27 protein-coding genes are annotated in these 23,025 nt (G+C 71.4%); 14 read left to right on the forward strand and 13 right to left on the reverse strand.

The genetic code is table 11. The annotated features are described in order from the left end of the window. Positions 1-6 precede the first annotated feature (6 nt). Both SD460_RS03695 and SD460_RS03700 read left to right on the forward strand, forming a co-directional pair. A complete protein-coding gene (locus SD460_RS03695; protein WP_290058026.1) occupies positions 7-621 on the forward strand; it encodes a pyridoxamine 5'-phosphate oxidase family protein in 615 nt (204 codons plus the stop codon). A 4-nt stretch (positions 622-625) separates the two neighbouring features. After that, on the forward strand, positions 626-1,249 hold the full coding sequence (locus SD460_RS03700; protein WP_290058027.1) for a haloacid dehalogenase type II: 624 nt from the start codon (positions 626-628) through the stop codon (positions 1,247-1,249). Here the strand turns inward: SD460_RS03700 and SD460_RS03705 are convergent. Then, positions 1,246-2,262 (reverse strand): NADP-dependent oxidoreductase, encoded by a 1,017-nt coding sequence (locus tag SD460_RS03705; RefSeq protein WP_290058028.1) that lies wholly within the window; start codon positions 2,260-2,262, stop codon positions 1,246-1,248. The two genes, SD460_RS03700 and SD460_RS03705, sit on opposite strands and share 4 nt — an antisense overlap. A gap of 95 nt (positions 2,263-2,357) precedes the next feature. After that, positions 2,358-2,792: an SRPBCC family protein gene (locus SD460_RS03710; protein ID WP_290058029.1), complete on the reverse strand. Its 435-nt coding sequence runs from the start codon at positions 2,790-2,792 to the stop codon at positions 2,358-2,360. A 198-nt stretch (positions 2,793-2,990) separates the two neighbouring features. On the opposite strand from SD460_RS03710, the gene SD460_RS03715 reads away from it, so the two are divergent. From SD460_RS03715 to SD460_RS03750, 8 genes are read left to right on the forward strand one after another with little or no spacing between them, the layout of a single operon-like run. Further along, positions 2,991-3,707 carry a GntR family transcriptional regulator gene (locus SD460_RS03715; RefSeq protein ID WP_290058030.1) on the forward strand — a complete coding sequence of 239 codons (717 nt, stop codon included), beginning with the start codon at positions 2,991-2,993 and terminating at the stop codon, positions 3,705-3,707. 11 nt (positions 3,708-3,718) lie between these two features. Further along, positions 3,719-3,946: a 4Fe-4S dicluster domain-containing protein gene (locus SD460_RS03720; RefSeq protein WP_125305754.1), complete on the forward strand. Its 228-nt coding sequence runs from the start codon at positions 3,719-3,721 to the stop codon at positions 3,944-3,946. After that, positions 3,943-5,331: an ABC transporter substrate-binding protein gene (locus SD460_RS03725; RefSeq protein WP_318305914.1), complete on the forward strand. Its 1,389-nt coding sequence runs from the start codon at positions 3,943-3,945 to the stop codon at positions 5,329-5,331. The genes SD460_RS03720 and SD460_RS03725 overlap by 4 nt, the downstream gene beginning before the upstream one ends. Further along, complete coding sequence (locus SD460_RS03730; protein WP_290058032.1) at positions 5,328-6,161, forward strand: ABC transporter permease; 834 nt, start codon at positions 5,328-5,330, stop codon at positions 6,159-6,161. The genes SD460_RS03725 and SD460_RS03730 overlap by 4 nt, the downstream gene beginning before the upstream one ends. Beyond that, positions 6,158-6,877 carry an ABC transporter ATP-binding protein gene (locus SD460_RS03735; RefSeq protein WP_290058033.1) on the forward strand — a complete coding sequence of 240 codons (720 nt, stop codon included), beginning with the start codon at positions 6,158-6,160 and terminating at the stop codon, positions 6,875-6,877. The genes SD460_RS03730 and SD460_RS03735 overlap by 4 nt, the downstream gene beginning before the upstream one ends. Continuing rightward, positions 6,874-9,549 (forward strand): fumarate reductase/succinate dehydrogenase flavoprotein subunit, encoded by a 2,676-nt coding sequence (locus SD460_RS03740; RefSeq protein WP_318305915.1) that lies wholly within the window; start codon positions 6,874-6,876, stop codon positions 9,547-9,549. Before SD460_RS03735 ends, SD460_RS03740 begins: the two co-directional genes overlap by 4 nt. Before the next feature lie 31 nt (positions 9,550-9,580). Continuing rightward, entirely contained in the window at positions 9,581-10,045 is a 465-nt protein-coding gene (locus SD460_RS03745) for a MarR family transcriptional regulator (RefSeq protein ID WP_290060348.1), read from the forward strand. Between the two features lie 28 nt (positions 10,046-10,073). After that, entirely contained in the window at positions 10,074-10,853 is a 780-nt protein-coding gene (locus SD460_RS03750) for a class I SAM-dependent methyltransferase (RefSeq protein WP_290060347.1), read from the forward strand. Here the strand turns inward: SD460_RS03750 and SD460_RS03755 are convergent. Next, complete coding sequence (locus SD460_RS03755) at positions 10,850-11,773, reverse strand: ABC transporter substrate-binding protein (protein WP_290060346.1); 924 nt, start codon at positions 11,771-11,773, stop codon at positions 10,850-10,852. The genes SD460_RS03750 and SD460_RS03755 overlap by 4 nt on opposite strands. 138 nt (positions 11,774-11,911) lie before the next feature. Between SD460_RS03755 and SD460_RS03760 the strand changes: the two genes are divergently transcribed. Both SD460_RS03760 and SD460_RS03765 read left to right on the forward strand, forming a co-directional pair. After that, the gene (locus SD460_RS03760; RefSeq protein ID WP_290060345.1) at positions 11,912-12,604 is read left to right on the forward strand and encodes an ABC transporter permease; all 693 of its coding nucleotides are present in this window, start codon (positions 11,912-11,914) and stop codon (positions 12,602-12,604) included. Then, positions 12,601-13,308 carry an ABC transporter permease gene (locus SD460_RS03765; protein WP_290060344.1) on the forward strand — a complete coding sequence of 236 codons (708 nt, stop codon included), beginning with the start codon at positions 12,601-12,603 and terminating at the stop codon, positions 13,306-13,308. The genes SD460_RS03760 and SD460_RS03765 overlap by 4 nt, the downstream gene beginning before the upstream one ends. A gap of 41 nt (positions 13,309-13,349) precedes the next feature. Here SD460_RS03765 and SD460_RS03770 read toward each other — a convergent pair whose 3' ends face one another. The 6 genes from SD460_RS03770 to SD460_RS03795 all read right to left on the reverse strand — a co-directional run bounded on the left by SD460_RS03770 (position 13,350) and on the right by SD460_RS03795 (position 17,798). Beyond that, a complete protein-coding gene (locus SD460_RS03770) occupies positions 13,350-14,771 on the reverse strand; it encodes an aromatic amino acid lyase (protein ID WP_290060343.1) in 1,422 nt (473 codons plus the stop codon). Continuing rightward, positions 14,768-15,775, reverse strand: coding sequence for an ornithine cyclodeaminase family protein (locus SD460_RS03775; RefSeq protein WP_290060342.1), 1,008 nt, complete (start codon positions 15,773-15,775; stop codon positions 14,768-14,770). Before SD460_RS03775 ends, SD460_RS03770 begins: the two co-directional genes overlap by 4 nt. Further along, the gene (locus tag SD460_RS03780) at positions 15,772-16,314 is read right to left on the reverse strand and encodes a YbaK/EbsC family protein (RefSeq protein ID WP_290060341.1); all 543 of its coding nucleotides are present in this window, start codon (positions 16,312-16,314) and stop codon (positions 15,772-15,774) included. Before SD460_RS03780 ends, SD460_RS03775 begins: the two co-directional genes overlap by 4 nt. Positions 16,315-16,327: 13 nt before the next feature. Next, positions 16,328-16,621, reverse strand: coding sequence for a DUF2516 family protein (locus SD460_RS03785; RefSeq protein ID WP_290060340.1), 294 nt, complete (start codon positions 16,619-16,621; stop codon positions 16,328-16,330). An 83-nt stretch (positions 16,622-16,704) separates the two neighbouring features. Next, on the reverse strand, positions 16,705-17,382 hold the full coding sequence (locus SD460_RS03790; RefSeq protein ID WP_290060339.1) for a hypothetical protein: 678 nt from the start codon (positions 17,380-17,382) through the stop codon (positions 16,705-16,707). Continuing rightward, a complete protein-coding gene (locus SD460_RS03795; protein ID WP_290060351.1) occupies positions 17,379-17,798 on the reverse strand; it encodes a helix-turn-helix domain-containing protein in 420 nt (139 codons plus the stop codon). Before SD460_RS03795 ends, SD460_RS03790 begins: the two co-directional genes overlap by 4 nt. A gap of 147 nt (positions 17,799-17,945) precedes the next feature. Between SD460_RS03795 and SD460_RS03800 the strand changes: the two genes are divergently transcribed. Further along, positions 17,946-19,094: a methyltransferase domain-containing protein gene (locus SD460_RS03800; protein WP_318305916.1), complete on the forward strand. Its 1,149-nt coding sequence runs from the start codon at positions 17,946-17,948 to the stop codon at positions 19,092-19,094. 37 nt (positions 19,095-19,131) lie between these two features. On the opposite strand, the gene SD460_RS03805 is transcribed toward SD460_RS03800, so the two are convergent. The 3 genes from SD460_RS03805 to SD460_RS03815 all read right to left on the reverse strand — a co-directional run bounded on the left by SD460_RS03805 (position 19,132) and on the right by SD460_RS03815 (position 20,542). Next, entirely contained in the window at positions 19,132-19,743 is a 612-nt protein-coding gene (locus tag SD460_RS03805) for an AAA family ATPase (protein ID WP_290060337.1), read from the reverse strand. 1 nt (position 19,744) lies between these two features. Further along, positions 19,745-20,110, reverse strand: coding sequence for a TFIIB-type zinc ribbon-containing protein (locus SD460_RS03810; RefSeq protein WP_438860683.1), 366 nt, complete (start codon positions 20,108-20,110; stop codon positions 19,745-19,747). A gap of 63 nt (positions 20,111-20,173) precedes the next feature. Further along, complete coding sequence (locus SD460_RS03815; RefSeq protein ID WP_290060336.1) at positions 20,174-20,542, reverse strand: VOC family protein; 369 nt, start codon at positions 20,540-20,542, stop codon at positions 20,174-20,176. Between the two features lie 86 nt (positions 20,543-20,628). Here SD460_RS03815 and SD460_RS03820 point away from each other — a divergent pair, with 86 nt between their 5' ends. Next, positions 20,629-21,093 carry a CGNR zinc finger domain-containing protein gene (locus SD460_RS03820; RefSeq protein ID WP_290060335.1) on the forward strand — a complete coding sequence of 155 codons (465 nt, stop codon included), beginning with the start codon at positions 20,629-20,631 and terminating at the stop codon, positions 21,091-21,093. A 606-nt stretch (positions 21,094-21,699) separates the two neighbouring features. Here SD460_RS03820 and SD460_RS03825 read toward each other — a convergent pair. Continuing rightward, complete coding sequence (locus SD460_RS03825) at positions 21,700-22,998, reverse strand: DUF445 domain-containing protein (RefSeq protein WP_318305917.1); 1,299 nt, start codon at positions 22,996-22,998, stop codon at positions 21,700-21,702. Between the last annotated feature and the right edge of the window lie 27 nt (positions 22,999-23,025).

Genomic DNA, 23,025 nt, shown 5'->3' on the forward strand with positions numbered 1-23,025 from the left:
GGGCGCATGGGGATCATCGACTCACACGAGGCACTGCGCGAGGTCATCGGCGAGACGTCCGAGCGGACGCGGAAGAAGATCATCGACCGGATCGACGAGCACGCGCGCACGCTCATCGAGCACTCGCCGTTCGTGCTGCTGGCCACGTCGTCGCCCGAAGGCACCTGCGACGTCTCCCCGCGCGGCGACCCGGCGGGTTCGGTGCTGGTGCTCGACGACAAGACGCTGGTGCTCGCCGACCGCCCGGGCAACAAGCTGATCGACAGCTTCCGGAACATCGTCGACAACCCGCACGCCGGCCTGCTGTTCCTGGTTCCGGGGATGAACGAGACGCTCCGGGTGAACGGCCGCGCGAAGCTGGTGTCGGACGCGCCGTTCTTCGACGACCTGGTCGTGCAGGGGAAGCGGCCGAAGCTCGCGGTGGTCGTCGAGGTCGAAGAGCTGTACATGCACTGCGCGAAGGCGTTCCTGCGGTCGTCGCTGTGGGACCCGGCGACCTGGCCGGAACGGTCGACGCTGCCTTCGCTCGGCACGATCCTGCGCGACCAGATGGCCCTCCCGATCTCGGCGGCGGACCTGGACGCGGACCTCAACGAACGAGCGCTCAACCAGCAATACTGAACCCATGCTCTGCGTCTTCGACGTCAACGAGACCCTGCTCGACCTGGCCGCGATGGACGCCACCATCGGTGGCCCCGAGCTGCGGCGCGAGTGGTTCGGGCTGGCCATCCACACCGTCCTGACCGTGACGGCGACCGGCGGCTACCGCGACTTCGCGGGCATCGCCGGCGAAGCCGCGATCGAGGTCGCCGCCCGGCACGGGCGGGAGGTGGACCTCGCGAAGGTCGCCGCGGGCCTCCGCTCCCTGCCCGCGCACCCGGACGTCGAGCCGGGGCTGGCGAAGCTGCGCGAACAGGGCCACACCGTCGTCGCGCTGACGAACTCGCCGCTCGCGACGGCCGAAGCGCAGCTGCAGAACGCCGGGCTGGCGCCGCTGCTCGACCGGATCTTCTCGGCCGAGCAGGTCGGCAGGCTCAAGCCGGCGCCGGAGCCGTACCACCAGGTCGTGGCCGCCTACCCCGGGCAGCGGGCGCTGATGATCGCGGCGCACGACTGGGACATCGCGGGCGCCCAGGCCGCGGGCCTCGAGACGGCGTTGCTCACCCGCCCCGGCGTCCACCCGCTGCCCGGCTCGCCCGCGCCCACCTGCACCGCGTCGACGCTGCCGGAGCTGGCCGAACTGCTCTAGTCCGCGATGCGGACCAGCATCTTGCCGGTGTTGGCCCCGGACAGCAGGCCGAGGAACGCCTCGGGCGCGTTGCGGATGCCGTCGACGAAGGTCTCCGAGTACTTGATCCGCCCGTCCTTGACCAGCGGCGCGATGTCGGTGACGAACTGCTGCTGCAGGCCCCAGTGGTCGAGCACCAGCAGGCCGCGGATGGTGAGCCGCTTGGCGATGATCTGCGCGAGGTTGCGCGGCGCCGGGGTCGCCTCGGTGGCGTTGTACTGCGAAATCATGCCGCAGACGGCGATCCGGCCGTGCACGGTGATCGCGTCGATCGCGGCTTCGAGGTGCTCGCCGCCGACGTTGTCGAAGTAGACGTCGATGCCCTCGGGCGCGGCGGCGTGCAGCTGCTCGGCGACCGGGCCGTCCTTGTAGTTGAAGGCCGCGTCGAAGCCGAGGTCGTCGATCAGGTGGCGGACCTTCTCCGCCGAGCCCGCCGAGCCGATGACGCGCTTGGCGCCCTTCAGCTTCGCGAGCTGCCCGACGAGCGAGCCGACCGCACCGGCCGCGCCGGAGACGAACACCGTGTCGCCCGGCTTGAACTCGGCCGACTCCAGCAGGCCCGCGTAGGCGGTGAGGCCCGGCATGCCGAGCACGCCGAGGTAGGTCGACAGCGGCGCGGCGTCGCCGTCCACCTTGACGAACCGCTTGGCGTCGAGGACGGCGTGCGTGCGCCAGCCCGCCTGGTGCAGCACGTGGTCACCCGGCTTGACGTCGTCCACGTGGGACTCGACGACCTCGCCGACCGCACCGCCGGACATGACCTCGCCGACCTCGAACGGCGGCGCGTAGGACTTCACGTCCCGCATGCGGCCGCGCATGGCCGGGTCGACGCTCATGACGAGGTTGCGCACCAGGATCTGACCCTCGCCCGCGGTGGGGATCTCGGTGTCCACGATCTCGAAGTTGTCGTGCGTGGGGACGCCGTGCGGGCGGGACGCGAGCCGGATCTCGGTCGCCTGGGTGGGTGCGTTCACCGTCGAACTCCTCAAGTCGGTCGAAGCGGGGCAGGCGCCCCGGATTCCTCCGGGTGCAACCAGCTAACCGGGGCGCACATTCCGTCTGTGACGCGCTACACGATCTCGTCGAGCTTTCCGAGCACGCCGTCGTAAATCTTCTTCAGCCCACCCGGCGCGAACGTCTTCTCGAAGAAGCCGCCGATGCCGCCGGCGCCGTCCCAGGACGTCTCGATCCGAACGAGGCTCTTTTCGCCCGCTTCGGTGACCGTCCACGTGGTGACCATGCTCGAGTTCGCGTCGGTCTCGACCAGCGTGCCGGGCTTCGGCTCGCTGACCGTCGCCTTGACGTCGCGCACGCGCTTGGACGTCGCCTGCAGCTTCCAGCCCGCCTTGGTCCCGGCGCCGACACCGCCTTCGGTGACCTCGTAGTCGCGGTAGTGCTCGGTGAGCAGCTTCGGGCGCGTTTCGGCGTAGTCGGCGACGAGGGCGCGCACCTTGTCGGCCGGAGCGTCGATCGTGCGCTCCGCGGTGGCCGTGACCTTTCCCATCTCACTCCTTCTGGCGAGCTTCCCGGACAGACTCCACGATTCCACCGCGGCGCGCACCCGCTGCGCGCGGCCCGGACGTCCCAGATAGTGAGCGGCGGAAGTCCGCTCTGGACACCCGTTTTCGCTGGTCAGGGCCTTGATCACCGGCAAAGAAGTGGCGTAACACGGTGTTAACGTGCGCTGGCCATCCTCCCCGCCATGCCCACAGCATCCCGCCGAACGCGGTCCGACGCCGCCCGGCAGCTCGCCGACCTGCTGCGCCGCCAGGTGCTGGCCGACGAGACGCTGCCGTGCGAGGAGGACCTCACGGTGGCGTTCTCGGCGACCCGCAACACCGTGCGGGAAGCCCTCGCGCTGCTGCGCGACGACGGCCTGATCGCGCGCCTGCCCGGCGTCGGCACGGTCGTCGTCGGGCACAAGTACCCGCACGGGCTCAACCGGCTGGCCGGGCTCGCCGAGGTGCTGCGCGAGCACGGCGAGGTCACCAACGACGTCCGGGCGGCGGAGCCGGTGCCCGCGCCGGCCGCCGTGGCGCACCGGCTCGGCGTGCCCGAGCGCTCCGAAGTCGTCTACCTCGAGCGGCTGAGGAAGCTCGACGGCGTCCCGCTGTCACTCGACCTCACCTACCTCCGGCCGGAGATCGGGAAACCGCTGCTCGCGCACGACCTCGCCGGGCGGGACGTCTTCGCGCTCATCGAGGAGACCTCCGGGCAGCGGCTGGGCTACGCCGACATCGACGTCGAAGCGCTCAACGCCGACGCCGAAACGGCCGCGGTCCTCGACGTCCAGCCGGGCGCCGCGCTGCTGCGGTGGGAACGCCTGACGCACTTCGCCGACGGCCGTCCCGTCGACCTCGAGTACATCCGCCTACGAGGCGACCGCCTGACCATGCGGGCCCGCCTCGACCGTTCCTGAAGGAGACCGCCGTGCCCCTCGTGCCGAACCGGGTCGACGTCCCGGTCACGATCGACGAGTCGAAGTGCCTCGACGGCTGCCGGCTCTGCGTCGACATGTGCCCGCTCGACTCCCTCGCCATCGACCCGGACACCGACAAGGCGTACATGCACGTCGACGAGTGCTGGTACTGCGGGCCGTGCGCGGCGCGCTGCCCGACGGGCGCGGTGACCATCAACATGCCCTACCTGCTCCGGTGAAGGCCGTCAGACTGGTCCTCGCCGCCGCGCTGCTGGCCGCGGGCTGCACCGCGAACGCGGCGTCGTCGAGCGACGTCGACGTCGTCATCGGCTACCAGTCGAAGACGATCAACACCGTCACCGCGGGCACGCTGCTGCGCTCGCTGGGCTACTTCGAGCGGCGGCTCGCCGAGCTCGGCGAACGGGACGGTAAGCGCTATCACGTCACGTGGCAGGACTACTCGACCGGCGCCCCGATCACCGCGCAGATGGTCGCGGGCAAGATCGACATCGGCTCGATGGGCGACTACCCCTTGCTCATCAACGGTTCCCGCACGCAGGAGTTCGGCGACGGGCACACCAAGCTGATCGCCGCGACCGGCTACAACCTGCTCGGCGCGCTCAACATGGTGGTCGTGCCGCCGGGTTCGCCCGCGCACACGCTGGCCGACCTCCGCGGGAAGAAGATCTCGGCGAGCATCGGCTCGGCCGGCCACGGCACCACCGTGCACGCGCTGGAGGACATCGGGATCGGCGCGGGCGACGTGCACATCCAGAACCAGGCGCCCGCGGTCGGCGTGTCCGGGCTGCAGTCCGGCTCGGTCGACGCGCTCGGGCAGTTCGTCGCCTGGCCGGGGCAGCTGGTGTTCGCGAACCAGGCCCGGCTGCTCTACGACGGCTCGGCGCTGAAGCTGCCCACCTGGCACGGCGTCGTCGCGCGGGAGTCCTATGCGGACAGTCACCACGACGTCGTCACGGAATTCCTGCGCGCACAACGGGACGCGACGGACTACCTGCACGCGCACCCGATGGACGCGGCGCTGAAGGTCGCGTCCGCCACGAAGCTCCCGCCCGAGGTCGTCTACCTCTACAACGGCGCCGGCGGCATGGTCACCTTCGACCTGCCGCTCAAGCGCCCGCTGGTCGCCGCGCTCGAAACCGACGCGCCCTTCCTGCGGTCGATCGGCAACATCAAGCGGCTCGACCTCGGCGCGTTCGTCGACGACCGCTACCTGCGGGAGGTCTACGGCCCGGCCTACGACACCGCGGTGTCCACCCTGGACAACCCAGCCCCGGTCACCGGCTTCGACACGACGTGCTCCCGGGCCGTCACCGACCCGCGGACCGCCGGTGAGCTGTGGCTGGCGGGCGAACCCGCGACGCACCCCGCCGCAACCCCGGCGTGCCTGCTGAAAGCCGTAGCGCACGCGGGGAAACCGGTCCGCGCCGCCTACGTCCCCGACGCCGCCACCGGCACCCGCTGGTTCGCGGACAAGGCCGTCTGGGTGCGCGACGCGGGCGGCGCGCTGCTGCCGTTCACCACCGAAGACGGCGCCCGCGCCCACCTCGCCGGGCACCCCGGCGCGATCGTCAGCTACGCGCGAGCCGTGGAGGAGTCCCGATGACCCAGACCCTCGAGCACGAACCCACCGCGGTCGAAGCGCCGCCCGCGCCACCTAGACGCCGGTTCGGCCGGTTCGCCGTCCGCGCCGGCAGCGTCGTCGCCGCGCTCGTGCTGTGGGAGCTGCTGACCGCGTTCGACGTCGACCTGTGGCTGCACTTCGACCGCCTGCCCACGCCGGTCGAAGTCGCCCGGGACCTCGGCTACCAGCTCGGCACCGCGGTCTACTACCAGGACCTGCTCGACTCCCTGCGCCGGATCGTCACCGGCTTCGCGCTGGCCGCGGTGTTCGGCATCGGCCTCGGCACGGCGATCGCGCGCTCCCGCGGCACGTCCGACGTCGTCCAGCCGCTGCTGGAGGTGCTGCGGCCGATCCCGGCGATCGCGATGGTGCCGATCGCGATCCTGCTGTTCCCCAGCAACGAGCAGGGCATCGTCTTCATCACCTTCATCGCCGCGTTCTTCCCGGTGGTCGTCTCGACCCGGCACGCCGTGCGCGCGCTGCCGCTGGTCTGGGAGGACGCGATCCGCACGATGGGCGGCTCGCGGCGGCGGGTGCTGTGGAACGTCGTGCTGCCGGGCGCGCTGCCCGGGGTGTTCGGCGGGTTGTCCGTCGGCATGGGCGTTTCGTGGATCTGCGTGATCTCGGCGGAGATGATCTCCGGCGAGTTCGGCGTCGGCTACCGGACCTGGCAGGCCTACACCGTCGTCGACTACCCCGGCGTGATCGTCGGGATGCTCACCATCGGCCTGCTCGGCTGGGTCACCTCGGCCGCCGTGGAACTGCTGGGCCGCCGCGCCACGCGCTGGCTGCCCCGAGGGGAGAACTCGTGACGCTGCGCACCGAGCACCTGACCGTCCACTACGGACAGCGAGCCGTGCTGTCCGGCATCGACCTCGACGTCGCCGACGCGGAGATCCTCGCCGTCACCGGCCCGTCCGGCTGCGGCAAGTCGACGCTGCTGCGCGCGCTCGCCGGGCTGCTGCCGGTGTCGGCGGGCCGGATCCTGTCCGCGGGCGTGCCGGTGACCGGAACCTCGGCCGAACGCGCGCTGGTGTTCCAGGACGACGGGCTGCTCCCCTGGCGTTCCGTGCGGCGCAACGTCGAGCTGCCGCTGGCCATCCGGCGCGTGCCGCGCGTGCGGCGGCGGGCCGAAGCGGAGTCTTGGCTGGCCCAGGTCGGGCTCGGCGGCTACGAGGACCACCTGCCGCGGGAGCTGTCCGGCGGCATGCGGCAGCGCGTCCAGCTCGCCCGCACCCTGGCCGGGTCGCCGCGGGTGATCCTGGCCGACGAGCCGTTCGGCGCGCTCGACGCGCAGACCCGCACGGCGATGCAGCGCCTGCTGGTCGAGGTCTGGCGCAAGCGGCCGACGACGGTGGTGTTCGTGACCCACGACGTCGACGAAGCCCTGTTCCTGGCCGACCGGGTCGCGGTGCTGACCCGCGACGGGCGGCTGGCGAAGATCGTCGAGTCGTCGAGCCCGCGGACCGCCCAACCCGCCGCCGCGGCCGAGCGCGCCGAGGTCCTGGACGGGCTGGTGGCGGCATGACGTTCGAAGCACCCCCGGTGTCCACGCGGACCCACTTCGAGACCGACGTGCTCGTGATCGGCGGCGGGACGGCCGGCACGATGGCCGCGCTGACCGCCGCCGAGCACGGCGCGAACGTGCTGCTGCTGGAAAAGGCGCACGTCCGGCACTCGGGCGCGCTCGCGATGGGCATGGACGGCGTCAACAACGCGGTCATCCCGGGCAAGGCGACACCCGAGGACTACGTCGCCGAGATCACCCGCGCCAACGACGGCGTCGTCGACCAGTCGACGGTGTACCAGACCGCGCGGCGCGGCTTCGCCATGGTGCAGCGGCTGGAGAAGTACGGCGTCAAGTTCGAAAAGGACGAATACGGCGAGTACGCCGTGCGGCGCGTGCACCGCTCCGGCAGCTACGTCCTGCCGATGCCCGAAGGCAAGGACATCAAGAAGGTGCTCTACCGCGTGCTGCGGCAGAAGCACATGCGCGAGCGCATCACGATCGAGAACCGCGTGATGCCGGTGCGGGTGCTGACCTCGGGCGGGCGCGCGGCCGGCGCGGTGGGGTTCAACACGCGGACCGGGGAGTTCGTCACGGTTTCCGCGTCCGCGGTGATCCTCGCGACCGGCCCGTGCGGCCGGTTGGGGCTCCCGGCGAGCGGCTACCTCTACGGCACCTACGAGAACCCGACCAACGCCGGCGACGGCTACGCGATGGCCTACCACGCGGGTGCGGAGCTGTCCGGCATCGAGTGCTTCCAGATCAACCCGCTGATCAAGGACTACAACGGCCCGGCGTGCGCGTACGTCGCCAACCCGTTCGGCGGCTACCAGGTCAACGCGGCGGGCGACCGGTTCGTCGACTGCGACTACTGGTCCGGGCAGATGATGGCCGAGGTCTCGCGCGAGATCTCCTCGGCCCGCGGCCCGATCTACCTCAAGCTGACGCACCTGCCCGAGGAAACGCTCGGCGCGCTCGAAAACATCCTGCACACGACGGAACGGCCGACGCGCGGGACGTTCCACGCCACCCGCGGCCACGACTACCGCACGCACGACGTCGAGATGCACATCTCCGAGATCGGGCTGTGCGGCGGGCATTCGGCGTCCGGGGTCCGGGTCGACGAGAACGGCGCCACGACAGTGCCGGGGCTGTACGCGGCGGGGGACCTCGCCTGCGTGCCGCACAACTACATGATCGGCGCGTTCGTCTACGGCGACCTCGCGGGCGCGCACGCTTCGGAGTCGTTGCGCCCGCACGTGCCCTTGCCCGAGGACCAGATCACCGCGGCCCACGAGCTGATCTACCGGCCACTGTCCACTCCGGACGGTCCGCCGCAGCAGCAGGTGGAGTACAAGCTGCGCCGGTTCGTCAACGACTACGTCGCCCCGCCCAAGACGACGGCGAAGCTGGAGATCGCGCTCGAGACGTTCTCCCGGATGTCCGGCGAGATCGCCGGCATGGGCGCGCGGACCCCGCACGAGCTGATGCGCTGCGCCGAAGTGACGTTCATCCGGGACTGCGCCGAGATGGCGGCGCGGGCGTCGCTGGTGCGGACCGAAAGCCGGTGGGGGCTCTACCACGACCGGACCGACCACCCGGGCCGCGACGACGTGTCGTGGCTGGCGCACCTGGACCTGCGCAAGACCGCGGACGGCGAGATGGAGTTCGTGAAGCGGCCGGTGACGCCCTACGTCGTGCCGGTGCCGGAGTTCTCGGTGCCGTCCTTCGCACCCGAAGTCCTCGGCACGCACACGGCGTTCAGCGGCCACACGCCACCGGACGCGGCCACCGCGGCGGCGCCGGCGCGGACGCATTCGTCGCCGCGGGTGCTGGAAGTCGTCGCGATGGCGGAGGAACAGCCTTCGCTCGCGGCGCTTTCCCCCTACCTGGCCGATCCGGACGCCGAGGTGCGGACGACGGCGATCGCGGTGCTCACCGAGTCGGCGCCGGAGGGGTTCGGCCCGGCGCTGGTCACGGCGTTGCACGACATCGACGCGCGGGTCCGGGCCGCGGCGGCGGCCGGGTTGCGTGAACTGGTGGAGGTGCTGGCGCCGACGCCGTCGCTGGGCGAGGGGCTGCGGTCGGCGCTGGCGGTGTCCGACGCGGACGTGCGGTCGGTGGCCCTGGACGTGCTGCGGGCGTTGCGGCTCGGCGATTCCGCGGTGTTCGCGGCGGCCGCGGCCGATCCGGCGGTGGCCGTCCGGCTGGAGGCGGTCCGCGGCCTGGTGTCGCTGGATGCCGCTTCCACGCTGGCGGACGCGGCTTCCGACGCGGCACGCGAGGTCCGGGTCGCGGTGGCGGCCGGGCTGGGGACGATCGGCGATCCGCGCTCGACCGGGACGGTGGCGGCGCTGGCCGCCGACCCGGACCCGCTCGTGCGGGCGGCCGCGCTGACCGCCGCGGCCGACCTCGGCACCGGCGGCGACCTGGCCCGGCTCGCGTTCGCCGCGCTGGCGGACCCGGCGTGGCAGGTCAGGCGCGGGGCGGCGACGGCGCTGGGTGCGCTGGCCGAGCCGTCGGAACCGCTGCTCGGGGCGCTGGAGGACGAGCACCCGAACGTCCGGCGCGCGGCCGTCCAGGCGCTCGGGAAGTGGGCGGAGGTGCCGGCGGTGGCGGCGCGGCTGCAGGCGCGCCGGGCCGACTCGGACGCCGACGTGCGGGCGTACACGCGGATGGCCCTCGGCGGTTAGGCTGCTTCGAGCCGACTGATACGAGGGTCATATGAGTTCGCACCGCCGGTCGACCGTGGTGGTGAAGGAGTCGCTCCGGGAGCTGCGCAACCAGCTGTCGCTGCTGAACCACCAGGTCAGCGCCCACCTCGCGCTGAAGGACGTCGACCTGGACTGCCTGGAGCTGATCGCGCGGCACGGTCCGCTGAGCCCGAGCGCCGTGGCCCGGCGGGCCGGCCTGCACCCGGCGACCATGACCGGCATCCTCGACCGGCTCCAGAAGGGCGGCTGGATCGTCCGCGAACGCGACCCGGAGGCGGCCGACCGCCGCTCGGTGGCGGTGCGCGCGGTCCGCGGCCGCAACGCGGAGCTGTTCCGGCTGTACGCGGGGATGAACACGGCGATGGACGAGCTCTGCGCGGGGTACAGCGAGGAGGAACTGGCGCTGATCGCCGGCTTCCTGCAGCGCGCGACGTCGGCGGGCCACACCGCGACGGACGCCCTGGCGAAGGACTGACCAGCGCTTTCTGTGCTGTACTCGGAGTATGTGGCAGTCAGGCGACGCTTACGAGGCCTACATCGGACGCTGGAGCCGCCGGATCGCGGAGACGTTCGTCCGCCGGCTCGACGTCCCGGCGAGCCGCCGCTGGCTCGACGTCGGCTGCGGCACGGGCGCCCTGACCTCGGCGGTGCTGGCGGCGGCCGATCCGGCGGAGGTGGTCGGCGCCGACCCGTCGGAAGGCTTCTTGAAGACGGCCCGCGCGAGCGTGACCGACCCGCGGGTGTCGTTCACCCAGGCCGACGCCCGCGAGCTGCCGTTCCCGGACGACCGCTTCGACGTGGCGGTGTCGGGGCTGGTCCTGAACTTCGTCCCGGACCCGGCCCGCGCGGCGGCGGAGATCGCCCGGGTGACCGCGCCGGGCGGCCTGGCCGCGGCGTACCTGTGGGACCTGGCCGGCGGCATGGAGCTGATCCGCCACTTCTGGGACGCGGCCGCCGAACTCGACCCGGAGAAGGTTTCGGAGCTGGACGAAGGCCGCCGGTTCACGCTGTGCCGCCCGGAGCCCCTCGGCAAGCTGTGGACGGCCGCGGGCTTCACGGCGGTATCCGTCGGGGAGATCAAGATCCCGACGGTGTTCCGCGACTTCACCGACTACTGGCAGCCGTTCCTCGGTGCGCAGGGCCCGGCCCCGGCGTACCTCGCGACGCTCCCCGAGGCCCGCCGGAACCAGATCCGCGAACTCCTGCGCAGCCGCCTCCCGACCAACCCGGACGGCTCGCTCCCCCTCTCGGCGAGCGCCTGGGTCGTCCGCGGGACGGCTTAGAGACCGGCCTGCGCCAGCCAGTCCTTCGCGACGTCCTCGGCCTTCTCGCCATCGGAGTCGACGCGCTTGTTCAGGTCCCGCATCACGTCCGTCGTCAGCTTCGCGCTCACCGCGTTGACGGCGGTCGCGAAGTCGGCGCCGCGCTCGTCGAGCACCTTCTTGTTCACCGCGGGCACGACGTTCTCGGTCGGCACGATGTTGAGGTCGTCCTTGAGCACCGTGTAGTTCGAGTCGCCGGTCAGCGGGCTGACCGAGTCGACCGGGATGACCGTGACGGCCCCGGACTTGAGCTGCTCGACCCGCGGCCCGGCTTCCTGGATGGTCTGGAAGGTCGCGTTCGTCAGCTTGTAGGTCTCCTTGAAGCCGAGGAAGCACGGCAGGCGCTTCTCGCACTCCGGCGGGCCCGCCATGACGACCTTGTCGAGCTTCTTCAGGTCGCTGATGGACGCGAGGCCCTTTTCCTTGGCCAGGTCCGACTTCACGATGTAGGTGTTCTTGTCCTCGGCGGGGGCGAAGTCCAGCAGCCCGACCCCGCTCGGCTCGAACAGCTTGGCCAGCTGCTCGTGCTCCTCCTGCGCGGTCTTGCCCGCCTCCTTGCCGAAGCCGGTCGTGATCGCCGCGCCCTGGTACTCCGGGATGAACTGGAGTTCACCGGACTTCAGGGACGGGTAGATCAGCTCCCGCGAGCCCAGGTTCAGCTTCTTCGTCACCGGGTAGCCCTTGGCCGCCAGCGCCTGCGCGTAGATCTCGGCGAGGATCTGGCTGTCGGTGAAGTTGAAGGACGCGACGACGATCGGCGCTCCCCCCTTGCTCTGCGCGGCGGGCTTGTCACCGCTGTCGCTGCCACCCCCACAGGCGGCCAAACCGAGCGTCGCCGCGACGGCCACCGCCACCACGGACGCGTTTCGGAACCAGCGCACGAATCCCACTCCCTCGTCACTCGAACAGACGAAAGGACCCTAGCCCCGCCCACCGACAAGTGCCCACATGTTGAGAGAAAAGTGTCCATTTTCCCAGCGTGCGGAATTCGAACGGCCCGATCGGGGTAAGGTCGCCGGGTGCACTTGAGCGCGGTGACGCCGCTGGCCGCCGACAGCGGGCCGCCGATCTTCCAGTGGAAGTGGGTGGACCGCAACGCCGACGACATCGTCCAGCGCCTGGTCGAACACGTCTCGCTGACCGGGGTCGCGCTCGGCGCCGGGCTGCTCGTCTCGATCGGGCTGGCACTGTTGTCCCTGCGCTTCCGCTGGTCGTACGGCTTCATCCTGAGCGCGGCGGGGGCGTTGTACGTCATCCCGAGCCTGGGCGCGTTCGCCGTGCTGGTGCCGTTCTTCGGGCTGTCATTCGTGTCGGCGGTGATCCCGCTGGCGACGTACACGCTGCTGATCCTGGTGCGCAACATCGTCACCGGCGTCGACCAGGTGCCGAACGAAGTCCGCGAAGCCGCGATCGGCATGGGGTACACGCGCGGACGGCTGCTGTGGCAGATCGAGCTGCCGCTCGCGCTGCCGGTGGTGATCGCCGGCCTCCGGGTCGCGGCGGTGACGACGATCGGCCTGGTCACGGTGACGTCGATGCTCGGCCTCGGCGGCCTCGGCTACTTCATCCGCCACGGCATCCAGACGGCGACGCCGAACCCGACGGAGATCATCGTCGGCGTGGGGCTGTCGGTGGTGCTGGCGGTGGTCGTGGACCTCCTGCTGTGGCTCAGCGAGCGGGTGCTGGCGCCCTGGACCCGGAAGGCGCGATGAGCTTCTTCGACCAGCTGAACGCGTGGCTCGCGGACCCGAACCGCTGGAGCTGGACGGACAAGGCGGGCGTCCCGTACCGGACGCTGGAGCACCTCCGGTTTTCCCTGCTGGCACTGGCGATCGCGGCGGTGCTGACGATCCCGTTGGCACTGTGGCTCGCCCACTACCGCCGCGGCGCGTTCCTGGCCAGCAGCGCGGTCAACATCGGCCGCGCGATCCCGAGCTTCGGGCTGATCATCCTGTTCTGGTTCCTGGCGAGCCGCTGGGAGCTGGACACGACGTTCTGGCCGCTCCTGCTGGCACTGGTGGCGCTGGCGATGCCCCCGCTGTTCACCAACACGTACGCGGGCGTGGTGTCCCTGGAGCAGGAGACGGTCGACGCCGCCCGCGGCACGGGCCACCGCGAGTGGCAGATCATGCTGAGGCTGGAGTTCCCCCTGGCCTCCCCGGTGATCCTGGCCGGCGCCCGGGTGTCGTTCCTCCAGCTGATCGCGACGGTGGCCATCGGCGCCATCGTCAACGACGGCGGCGGCCTCGGCCGCTACATAGTCGACGGCTTCGCCCTGGGCGCCCAGGGCTACGGCCAGATCTTCGCGGGCGGCCTGGCGGCGGTACTGCTGGCCCTGCTGTGCGATGGGGCGTTCGCGTTGATCACGCGGTGGGCCACTCCACGGGGGTTGGCTCTGCAGAACGCCCGCCGTTAGAAGGCACGACCAGGTTCCTGCCCGAGGCGTGAGCTCGGCCATCACCCCAGTGCTTCGGGCAGTGCCTCGATCAACCGCCGCACCTCGGGCCCCAGCGGCCGGTCCTCCGCCACCACCGGCACCACCGACCGCACCCACTCGTACGCCTCCCCCAGCCCCGCAACCCCGTCAGCCGCCAGCCATCGCGCCTGCGACGCCGTGACCAGCTCACAAGCCGTGATCGCGTAAAGCCGCTCGGCCGCCGACCGCAGCTGCTCGCCCGCCGCCCACGCGAACGCCTGCACGTCCTCCTGGCCGGCTGACGTGTCCATCGAACCGAGCGTCGCCGGCGAAGCCAGCCGTCGCAACGCGTGCAGCTCCCCCACCGCTCGCTTGTGCAGCGGAACCAACCCCGCCTGCGGTCCCGGATCCGTCGTCAACTGCGCCGGGAGCCCACTGAAGCGCTCGTCCAGCAGCCGGTGCTGACGCTGGACCGAAACCTCGCCGAGGTGGACCAGCGCCGCCGTCACGGCGTCCATCCGGAGGCCCAGGTCCACCGCGTGGTAGGCCGTTCCCGGGACGAACGAGCCGTCGACGAAGGACGGCGAATCCCCCGGCATCGTCTGCCAGCGAAGGAAAGCCGACTCCAGCTCGCCGTTGACGCGCGAAGCGTGGGCCAGCGCCCGCGGCGCGACCCGCACCGACAGCGGCGCCTGCACGACGCCCGCCCGCACCGGGCCCGGGCCCGCCAGCCCGCTCAACGACGACAGCACGGACCGCAGGTGGTCGTCGCCGCCCGCCATGAGCGGGGAAAACACCTCGCGCGGGGCGCCGAGGACGTCGATCGCCATCGCTTCGGTGAGCGTCTGCAGGCGGATGAGCTGCCGCGCGTCGGCCCAGCCGCGCCGCGCGTGCACCACCGCCAGCGGCGAACCCTGAAGCAGCGAAGCGCCTTCCTTCGGCCCGAGCACGTACGGCGTGGCCCCCCGCGAAGCGAGCGCGGAAGAAGCCGGTACCTCGACGCCGTCCTCGAGCACCGTGCCGATGCCGAGGAACGTCTGGAAAGCGTGCGACAGCGGGATGATCTCGCCCGAGCTGCCGAGCCCGGACCGCGGCACGGCGGGCGTGAACCCGTCGTTGAGCCGGTCCACCAGGAACTGCGCCAGCTCCGCGCTCACGCCCGACCACGGCTGCAGGAAATCCCGCAGCCGCGCCACGAACAGCGCGCGCACGTCCTCGGGCGGGAGCCACGGCGGCCCGCCGACCGCGCGGCCGATCAGCAGGTTCCGCTGGTGCTCGGCCTGCTGCCGCGCGTCGAGCGCGACCCCCGCCAGCCGGCCCATCCCGGTGTTGACGCCGTAGATCGGCGCGCCGGATTCGAGCGCCGTCAAGACCTCTTCCCGACGCCGTCGCAGCTCTTCTACCAGCGGTTTGTCCAGAATCAACCGTTCACTGTCGGCGAAACCGCTGTCGCTGACGATCATCGGTACGGCAGCATGGTGCCGACGCCGGAAGCCTCGGCACGGGTGAGGATCATGTCCGCCACCGCGACGTCCGTTGTGGACAGTCCGCGGTGCCAGAACAGGATCCGCTCGGCGTCGTGCTCGCGGCCCGGCTTCTTCCCGGCTACGACGTCGCCGATCTCGGCGTGGACCCCGTCCGCGGTGAGGAGGCCGGCGTTGAGCTGGGGGCGCAGGGCGCCGAACCGCGGGTTGCCGGACCTGGATTCGCGCCAGTCGTCGACCACGACCTTGTCGATGTCGTCGAGCAGCGTGAGCTCCAGCGCGCTGATCGTGCCGTAGGGCACCAGGAAGGTGCCCGGCCGGAGGAACTCGCGGCGCACCAGCGCTTCGGGTTCGACCAGCCGGGAGGCCTCGACCTGGATGTCCGCGCCGTCCAGGGTCTCCTCGGCCGTGGCGCAGACGCGGACGTCCTTGCCGAGCCGTTCCGACAGCCGGCGGCCGAAGTCCTCGCGGGACTCCGGGCGCTTGCTGGTCACGCGGATCTCGGCGAAGTCGAACAACGAGTCGAGGAGCACGACGTTCCACCAGGCGGTACCGCGGGCGCCGATGTGCCCGAGCACCCGGGAGTCCGGGCGCGCCAGGTACTTCGCGCCGACGGCGGTCATCGCGCCGGTGCGGGCCTCGGTGATCATCGTGCCGTCGACGATGGCCCGCGGCATGCCCGTGTCCGGGTCCAGCAGCAGGATCAACGCCATTTCGGAAGGGAGGCCCCGTTCGAAGTTCCCCACGAAGTCACCGACGACCTTCACACCGCTGACCTGCTTCGACGACAGGTGGCCGCGGAGGATGTTGAAGTGACCCTTGCCGCCGTTGTCCGGCACGAGGTGCGTACGCGGCTCGAAGACGACCTGGCCGCGGCCGTGGTCGGCGAGCACGTCCTCGACCGCGCCGACGATGTCGGCGTCCGTGATGCCGAGCGAGTCGATGTCGGCACCGGTCAGGTACCGGAGCCAGACGGACGTCACTTGGCGAGGTCCTCGATGACCTCGGCCCCGGGCAGCGAAGCCAGCGCGGCGCCGGAGATCAGCAGCTTGCTGCCTCGGATCCCGCTGCCGATGACGAGCTCGGGCGCGTCCGCGACCCGCTTGTCGAGCAGGATCGGCCACTCGGTCGGCAGGCCGACGGGCGTGATGCCGCCGTACTCCATGCCGGTGAGTTCGACGGCTTCGTCCATCGGCGCGAACGACGCCTTGCGGACGTCGAGGCGGCGCTTGATCACGCCGTTGACGTCGGCGCGGGTCGTCGCGAGCACGAGCGCGGCCGCGAAGCGGACTTCGCCCGCGCGCTTGCCGGCGACGACGACGCAGTTCGCGGACGCCTCGAGCGGCGAGCCGTAGGCCTCGCAGAAGGCGGCGGTGTCGGCCAGCGAAGGGTCGATCTCCGTGACGCCGACGGCGTCCGGGTCGTCGAGCGCGGCCAGCGCCTTGGCGACGGGCTCGGCGAGCAGGTCGGTACGGGTGGGTGCGGGAACGACGGTGAGGCTCCCGGCAATCGTCCAGGTCACCCCGCCACCCTAGCTACCAGTTGGAGCCGCCGCGCTGGACCTCGATCAGCTTGGGCCGGACGTCCACGATGTAGACCAGGACGGCGGCCATCGCGGGCACCCAGAAGATCATCCCGGGACCCATCACGTCGAACAGCGCCATGGCGAGCGTCGCGGCGCCCGTGATCAGCATCCAGATCGGCTTGGTCTTGCGGTCGGCCGCGGAGTAGGCGTCGGCGCGCTGCAGGAGCGCGTGCACGAAGGCGAAGAGGCCGACCAGCGCGCTGCCCCAGTGGACGACTTGGAGGATCCAGATGGCGACTAGCACAGCCACAGCTTACGGCAAACCGCCCGAACGACCCCGGCCCCGCCACCGGGGTCCGGTGGCGGGGCCGAGTGTTCACGAAGGCCTTACTTGTCGGTCTTCGGCGCAGCCGGCTTCTTCGCGGCGGCGCTCGTGGTGGTGCGACGGGCCGGGGCGGCCGTCTTCGGAGCCGTCTTGTTCGCGACCTTGCGGCTCGCGGAACGGGTCTCGTGGGCGACGTCGTCACCCAGCTCCTCGATGGCGTCGGCGGCCTCGCCGGCGACCTCGGTCACCTTGCGGGCGGTCTTCTCGCCCACCGAGCGGGTGCGCTTGGTGAAGGTGCCCAGCACGCCGTCGACGCGCTCGCGGACCTCGGTGGTGACGCCCTCGACCTGACCCTGCGCGGTGGTGATGGCCTCTTCGAGCTGCTCGATGGCCTTCTTGACCTGCGGCTGCGCGGCGAACTTGTCCCACGCCTGCTCGCCCGACTCGGCCAGCTTGTTGTACAGCTTGAGCGCGGCCTCGGTGTACTCGTCGATGACCTTGCGCAGCTCGGCCGGGTCCAGCTTCTCGCGGAGGCTCTCGACGTCGGTCGGCAGCTCCTGCAGGTTCTTGCGGGCGGCCTCGCCGCTCTTCGTCACGTTCTCCTTGGCCTTCGCGACGGCGTCGGTGACGGCGTGCGTGGCCAGGTTGCCGGCGCCGAGCGCGGCGAGCAGCGGGGTGCGGACCTGGTCGATGGCGGTGGTGACGGCCTTCTTGACGTCCTCGGTCTTCGGGGTGGTCATGCTGACTCCTTGGTGTCTGCGGCTGGTGTGGTGTCTGGGGTTTCCGGAGCGGGAGCGGCGGCCGGCCGTGCCGCGGCGTTCTCCCGGCGGAAGGACTCGTAGACGTCGAGCAGGACCTGCTTCTGCCGTTCGGTCAGCTCGGCGTCGGCGCGGATCGCGTCGCCCACCGGTCCGCCCGTCGGCAGATCGAGGATCCCGGCCTGCACGTACAGCGCTTCCGCCGAAATGCGCAGGCCCTTGGCGATCTGCTGCAGGATCTCCGCGCTGGGCTTGCGAACCCCGCGCTCGATCTGGCTCAGGTACGGGTTGGACACGCCGGCGAGCTTCGACAGCTGGCGCAACGAGATCTTCGCGGTGTTGCGCTGCTGGCGGATGTACTCGCCGATGTCGGAAGCGATGTCCGCGACCTTCTCCATGGGGCTGCCGGATCCTGGCTGGGCCCCACCGGTTTCTTTCATCCGGTCACCTCCTCGCGACACCATCGACGGTACGCGCCGGTGCTAGCTATTGCAAGCACTCTGCTTGCAACCATCGGGTGTGACGCGCACCGCTAACGTGGTCGCATGACGCGCTCGGCCCGGCTGCGGCGGCGGCTCGTCGAGCACCTGCTCGACGAGGACGTCCTGCACGCCCCGGAGTGGATCGCCGCCTTCCGCGCGGTGCCCCGCCACGTCTTCCTGCCCCGGTTCTTCGCGCCGGCGGGCGGCCTGTGGGCGGCGGTCGACCACACCGACCCCGGCTGGCTGGAGACCGTCTACTCGCGCGACGTCCTGGTGACCCAGCTGGACGACGACCCGGACCGCTGGGCGCTGGCCCGCCGCGACGGCCCGGTGGCGGGCACGCCGACGAGTTCGTCGAGCATGCCCTCGATCATGGCGATCATGCTGGAGGAGCTGCGGGTGCGCGACGGCGACCGCGTGCTCGAGATCGGCACCGGCACCGGCTACAACGCCGCGCTGCTGAGCCACCGCTGCGGCGCCGGCCAGGTGTCCACCGTGGACATCGACCCCGTGCTCGTCGCGCAGGCGCGCGAACGCCTGGCCGCGGCGGGCCACCACCCGGCGTGCGCGGTGGGCGACGGCGCACTCGGCTTCCCGGCCGGCCTGCTCTTCGACCGCGTGCTGTGCACGGCGTCGGTGTCCTCGATCCCGCTCCCGTGGCTGGCGCAGACGAAACCGGGCGGCCTGGTCGTGACGACGCTGAACCGCCCGATCGGCGCCGGGCTGATCCGGCTCGTCGCGGACGCCGACGGCGGTGGCCAGGGCCGCGTCCTGGCGCGGGACGGCCGGTTCATGCCGCTGCGCGCGCACCGGCTGCCCCACGCCGACCCGCTCCCGATGCCGTCGCGCGAGGACTGGGAGCAGACGCGGCTGCCGCTGTCGGCGGTCCTGCAGCCCCGCCGTCAGTTCGAGTTCTTCGCAGGCTTGGCGCTGCCGGGCGTCCGGCCGGTCCGCGACGGCGGCGACGAGGAAACCCCGGGCGTGGCGCTGGTCCACCCGGACGGCTCCTGGGTCCGCCACCGCAAGCGCGCCGGCGCGGACGAGGTGGCCCAGGGCGGCCCGCGCGCGCTGTGGGAAATCGCCGAGGCCGCCTACGTCGACTGGTGCGAGCTCGACAAGCCGGACCGCGAGCGCTTCGGCGTGACGGTGACCGGCGCGCGCCAGGAGTTCTGGCTCGACGAACCCGGCGGCCGCACCTGGCCGCTCGGCTGACCCGAGGCCGCACTTTCACGTGAAAGTGCGGCGTCGGCTAAGGCAGCCGGGCGCGGATCCACTTCTCGACGTGGTCGGCCGCGGCCTCCGTGGAGACCTCCGTCGTGTCGAGGAGCTCGACCCCCAGCTCCCCGGCCGACGAGCGCAGCCAGGCGGTGAACTCGAGCATTTCGTCGATCCGTGGCTCGTCCCACTCCCGCCAGGCCGGACGCGCCCGCAGCCGGGCCCGCAGCGACTCCGGCGTGCCCACCAGCGCGAGGTAGTGGATGTCGCTGAAGAACGCGCGCTCCGGCAACGGCTCGAACTCCGGGGGCGCGACGGTGCCGCAGAGCACGACCGGGCGGCCGTTCTGGTGCAGCATCGCCGCCATCCGGAGCCAGGCCGCGCGGAACGCCGGGACGTCGTCGCGGAGCGCGCCCGTCCAGAGGACGTCCTGCTCCAGCACGACGACTTCGCCGTCGAAGCGGGACGCCAGCAGCGGTCCGAGCGTCGACTTACCCGCGCCGCTCGGGCCGGTCAGCGCGAACAGCGGCAGCTTCCGGAACGGCCAGGTGTGCCCGCAGCGCGCGCACTCCAGCGTCGTGCCGGAGACGACCGGGCGGTCGGCCCGGTCGCCGCACGCCGGGCAGATCCGCAGGTCGAGCCCCACCTCAGTCGAAGAGGTTCTCGAGGAAGCTGCGCTTGCGGTGACCGTGCCCGTACGGGCGCGGCGAATCGGAGTAACCACCGCGGTGCGGCCGCGGCGAGTCCGAGTAGCCACCACGGTGCGGCCGCGGCGAGTCCGAATAACCGCCGCGGTACCCCTTCGGCGAATCCGGGTGGCCACCGCGGTACGGGCGCGGCGAGTCGGGACGGCCGTAGTGCGCCGTCTGACCGGGCTGGTACTGCGGCGGCTGCTGGCCGTAGAACGAGCTCTCCGCACCGACGATCGCCTCGAGCTCACCGCGGTCCAGGAAGATCCCGCGGCAGCCGTCGCACTGGTCGATGTGGATGCCGTTCTTGTCGACGGTCCGCATCTGGTTCTGACACTTCGGACAAATCACACATCAGAGCCTACGCATGTTCGGGCTCGCTGTCCCTCAGCACGCGCAGAGGCAGAACGGGTGCCCGGCCGGATCGGCGTAGACGCGGAACGTCTCCGGCTCGTCGTCCAGCAGTTTCGCGCCGAGGCCGAGCACGCGCTCGTGCGCCGCTTCGAGATCGGTGACGTTCAGGTCGAGGTGCAGCTGCTGCGGGTTCTCCGCGGACGGCCACGACGGCGGCCGGTGGTCGGGCACCCGCTGGAACGCGATCCCCGCACCCCCGAGCGGGTTGGCGAGCGTCACCCAGTGCCCGTCTTCGGCGACCTCGGGCGCGTCCCACTCCAGCACCGCCCGGTAGAACCCGGCCAGCGCCACCGGGTCGGGGCAGTCGAGGGCCACCACGCCCAGCGTCGGTACCGCACTCATCGCGCCACTCCCTTCAAGTAACCGTTGTTCGCATTATGTGGGTTAGCCGACGCGGGGGCAACCACCGGCCGCCGTACACTTGTCACGTGCACACCGACGCCTCCCTCGTGGTGGAGTTCCTCAACACGGTCAACGTCGAAGAGGGCACTGACCTGCTCGAAGATCCCGGGCAGTGGCGCGAGTGGGCAGCCGGGCACGCGGTGCGGGCGAACCCGGCCCCCGAAGCCCGCGCGGCCCGCGACGCCCTGCGCGCGGCGATCGGCGACCCCCGCCTCCCGGGCGGCAGCCTCGACGTCGGCACGAGGATTTCCCTGACCGACGCCGGCCCGGCCCTGGTCGCGGACGACGCGATCGGCGCAGTGTTCGCGGCCTGCGCCCGCCTGGTGGTCCGCGGCGACTGGATCCGGCTGAAGATCTGCCCGGCGGACACGTGCCTGTGGGCGTTCTACGACGAGTCCCGCAACCGTTCCCGCACGTGGTGCTCCATGCGGGTGTGCGGCAACCGCGAGAAGGCCCGCGGCTGGCGAGCCCGCACCGCCGCAGCCGGCTGACCCGCTCCACGCTCGCCCGAGGTTCGCGGACCGCCACCCTTTCCCGCGCAGCCGACTGACTCCGCCCCGGTTCGCGGCCGAAGTTCGCGGCCCGGCGCCCTTCCGCGCGGTCGGCTGACCGGCTCCACGCTCGGCCGAGGTCGCGGACCGGCGCCGCGGCTGGCCGGCCAGCTGACCAGCTCCACGCAAGGCCGAAGCTCGCGGCCCGGCGCCCTTCCCGCGCGGCCGGCTGACCAGCTCCACGCTCGGCCGAAGCCCGCGGACCGGCGCCGCGGCCGGCCCCAGTCCTGCCCTGACTCGCGAGCCACCCGGGCCGTCCGAGTGTCGTGAATGACTCATTCATGTCGTCGGACGACATGAATGAGTCATTCACGACATCCAGCCAGCCCGCGCGGAGCTCTCATCCGAGCAACGAACCCGCGAACAGCTGTGGACAACTCGCCCCCGCGGCACCACATATCCACGCCCCCGCCATCCCCACCCCCACACGTTGTGGACAGCCATTAGGCCATCACCGTGAAAACCTGTGGATAACCCCGGGGATAACTCAGCTTCCTGTGGACAACTGGTTTGAAGCTCCCCCAGGTGTGGTATAGCTCCCGGCCGTCAGAACAGCAGCTCCGCGACGGCGTAGATGACCAGCCCGGCCAGCGCGCCCACCACCGTGCCGTTGATCCGGATGAACTGCAGGTCGCGGCCCACCTGGAGCTCGATCTTCCGCGACGTCTCCTCGGCGTCCCACCGCTCGACCGTGTCGGTGATGATCGTCGTGATCTCGCGCGAGTAGTTCTTCACCAGGTACGCCGCGGCGCCCTCGACCCAGCCGTCCGCCTTCGCGCGCAGCTGATCATCCGAAACCAGCCGCGAACCCAGCGACATCAAGCCCAGCCGGACGCGGCGGCGCAGCTCGCTCGACGGGTCCTCGGCCGCTGTCAGCAGCATCTCCTTCGCCGTGCTCCACGCCGAGCCGATCAGGCGCTGGACCTCCTCGTGGTGCACGATCTGGCCCTTGACCTGCTCGGCGCGGGCCATCACCTCGGGGTCGGTCTGCAGGTCCTGGGCGAACTCGCCGAGGAACTTGTCCAGTGCCAGCCGCATCGGGTGGTTGACGTCGGTCTTGACCGCCCACGCGAACGACAGGACCTCGCCGTACACCTTGTCCGCGAGCATCTCGTCGACGAACTTCGGCGACCAGCTCGGCGCCCGGTCCGAGACCACGCGCAGCATCGTCGTGTGGTTGTCGCGGACCCACTCGTACGCGCGGTCGCACATCAGGTCCACCAGCTTGTGGTGCGCGCCGTCGGCGAAGACGCCCTGGAGGATCTTGCCCAGCGGCGGGCCCCACGGCTTGTCGATGATCCGCCGCGCGACCGCCTGCTCCATGATCGCCTGGACGTCCTCGTCGCGGAGCACCTTGACCGCCGCGCGGACCACCGTGGCCAGCTCGGACGTCACGCGCTCGGCGTTGTCCTCCTGCGCCAGCCACCCGCCGAGCCGCCGCGCGAGCTCGACGCGCTTGAGCTTGTCGCGCACGACCTCCTCGGACAGGAAGTTCGAGCCGACGAAGTCGCCGAGGCTGTTGCCGAGGGCGTCCTTCTTGTTCGGGATGATCGCCGTGTGCGGGATCTTCAGCCCGAGCGGGTGCCGGAACAGCGCCGTGACGGCGAACCAGTCGGCCAGCGCGCCGACCATGCCGGCTTCGGCGGCCGCGCGCACGTAGCCGACCCAGCCCGGCCAGCCTGCCGACTGCGCCCAGCTCGTCAGCAGGAACACGACGGTGGCGCCGATCAGGAACGACAGCGCGACCAGCTTCATCTTGCGCAGCGCGCGCCGCTTTTCCGCTTCGCCGGCTGCGCCGCCCGGCGGGTCGGCGGGCGTCACCTTGGCGGGGGTCAGTTGCTCCACATCGCCATTGTCCGTGAGGATGGCTGA

The sequence above is a fragment of the Amycolatopsis solani genome (genome assembly GCF_033441515.1).
Taxonomy (GTDB): Bacteria; Actinomycetota; Actinomycetes; order Mycobacteriales; family Pseudonocardiaceae; genus Amycolatopsis; species Amycolatopsis solani.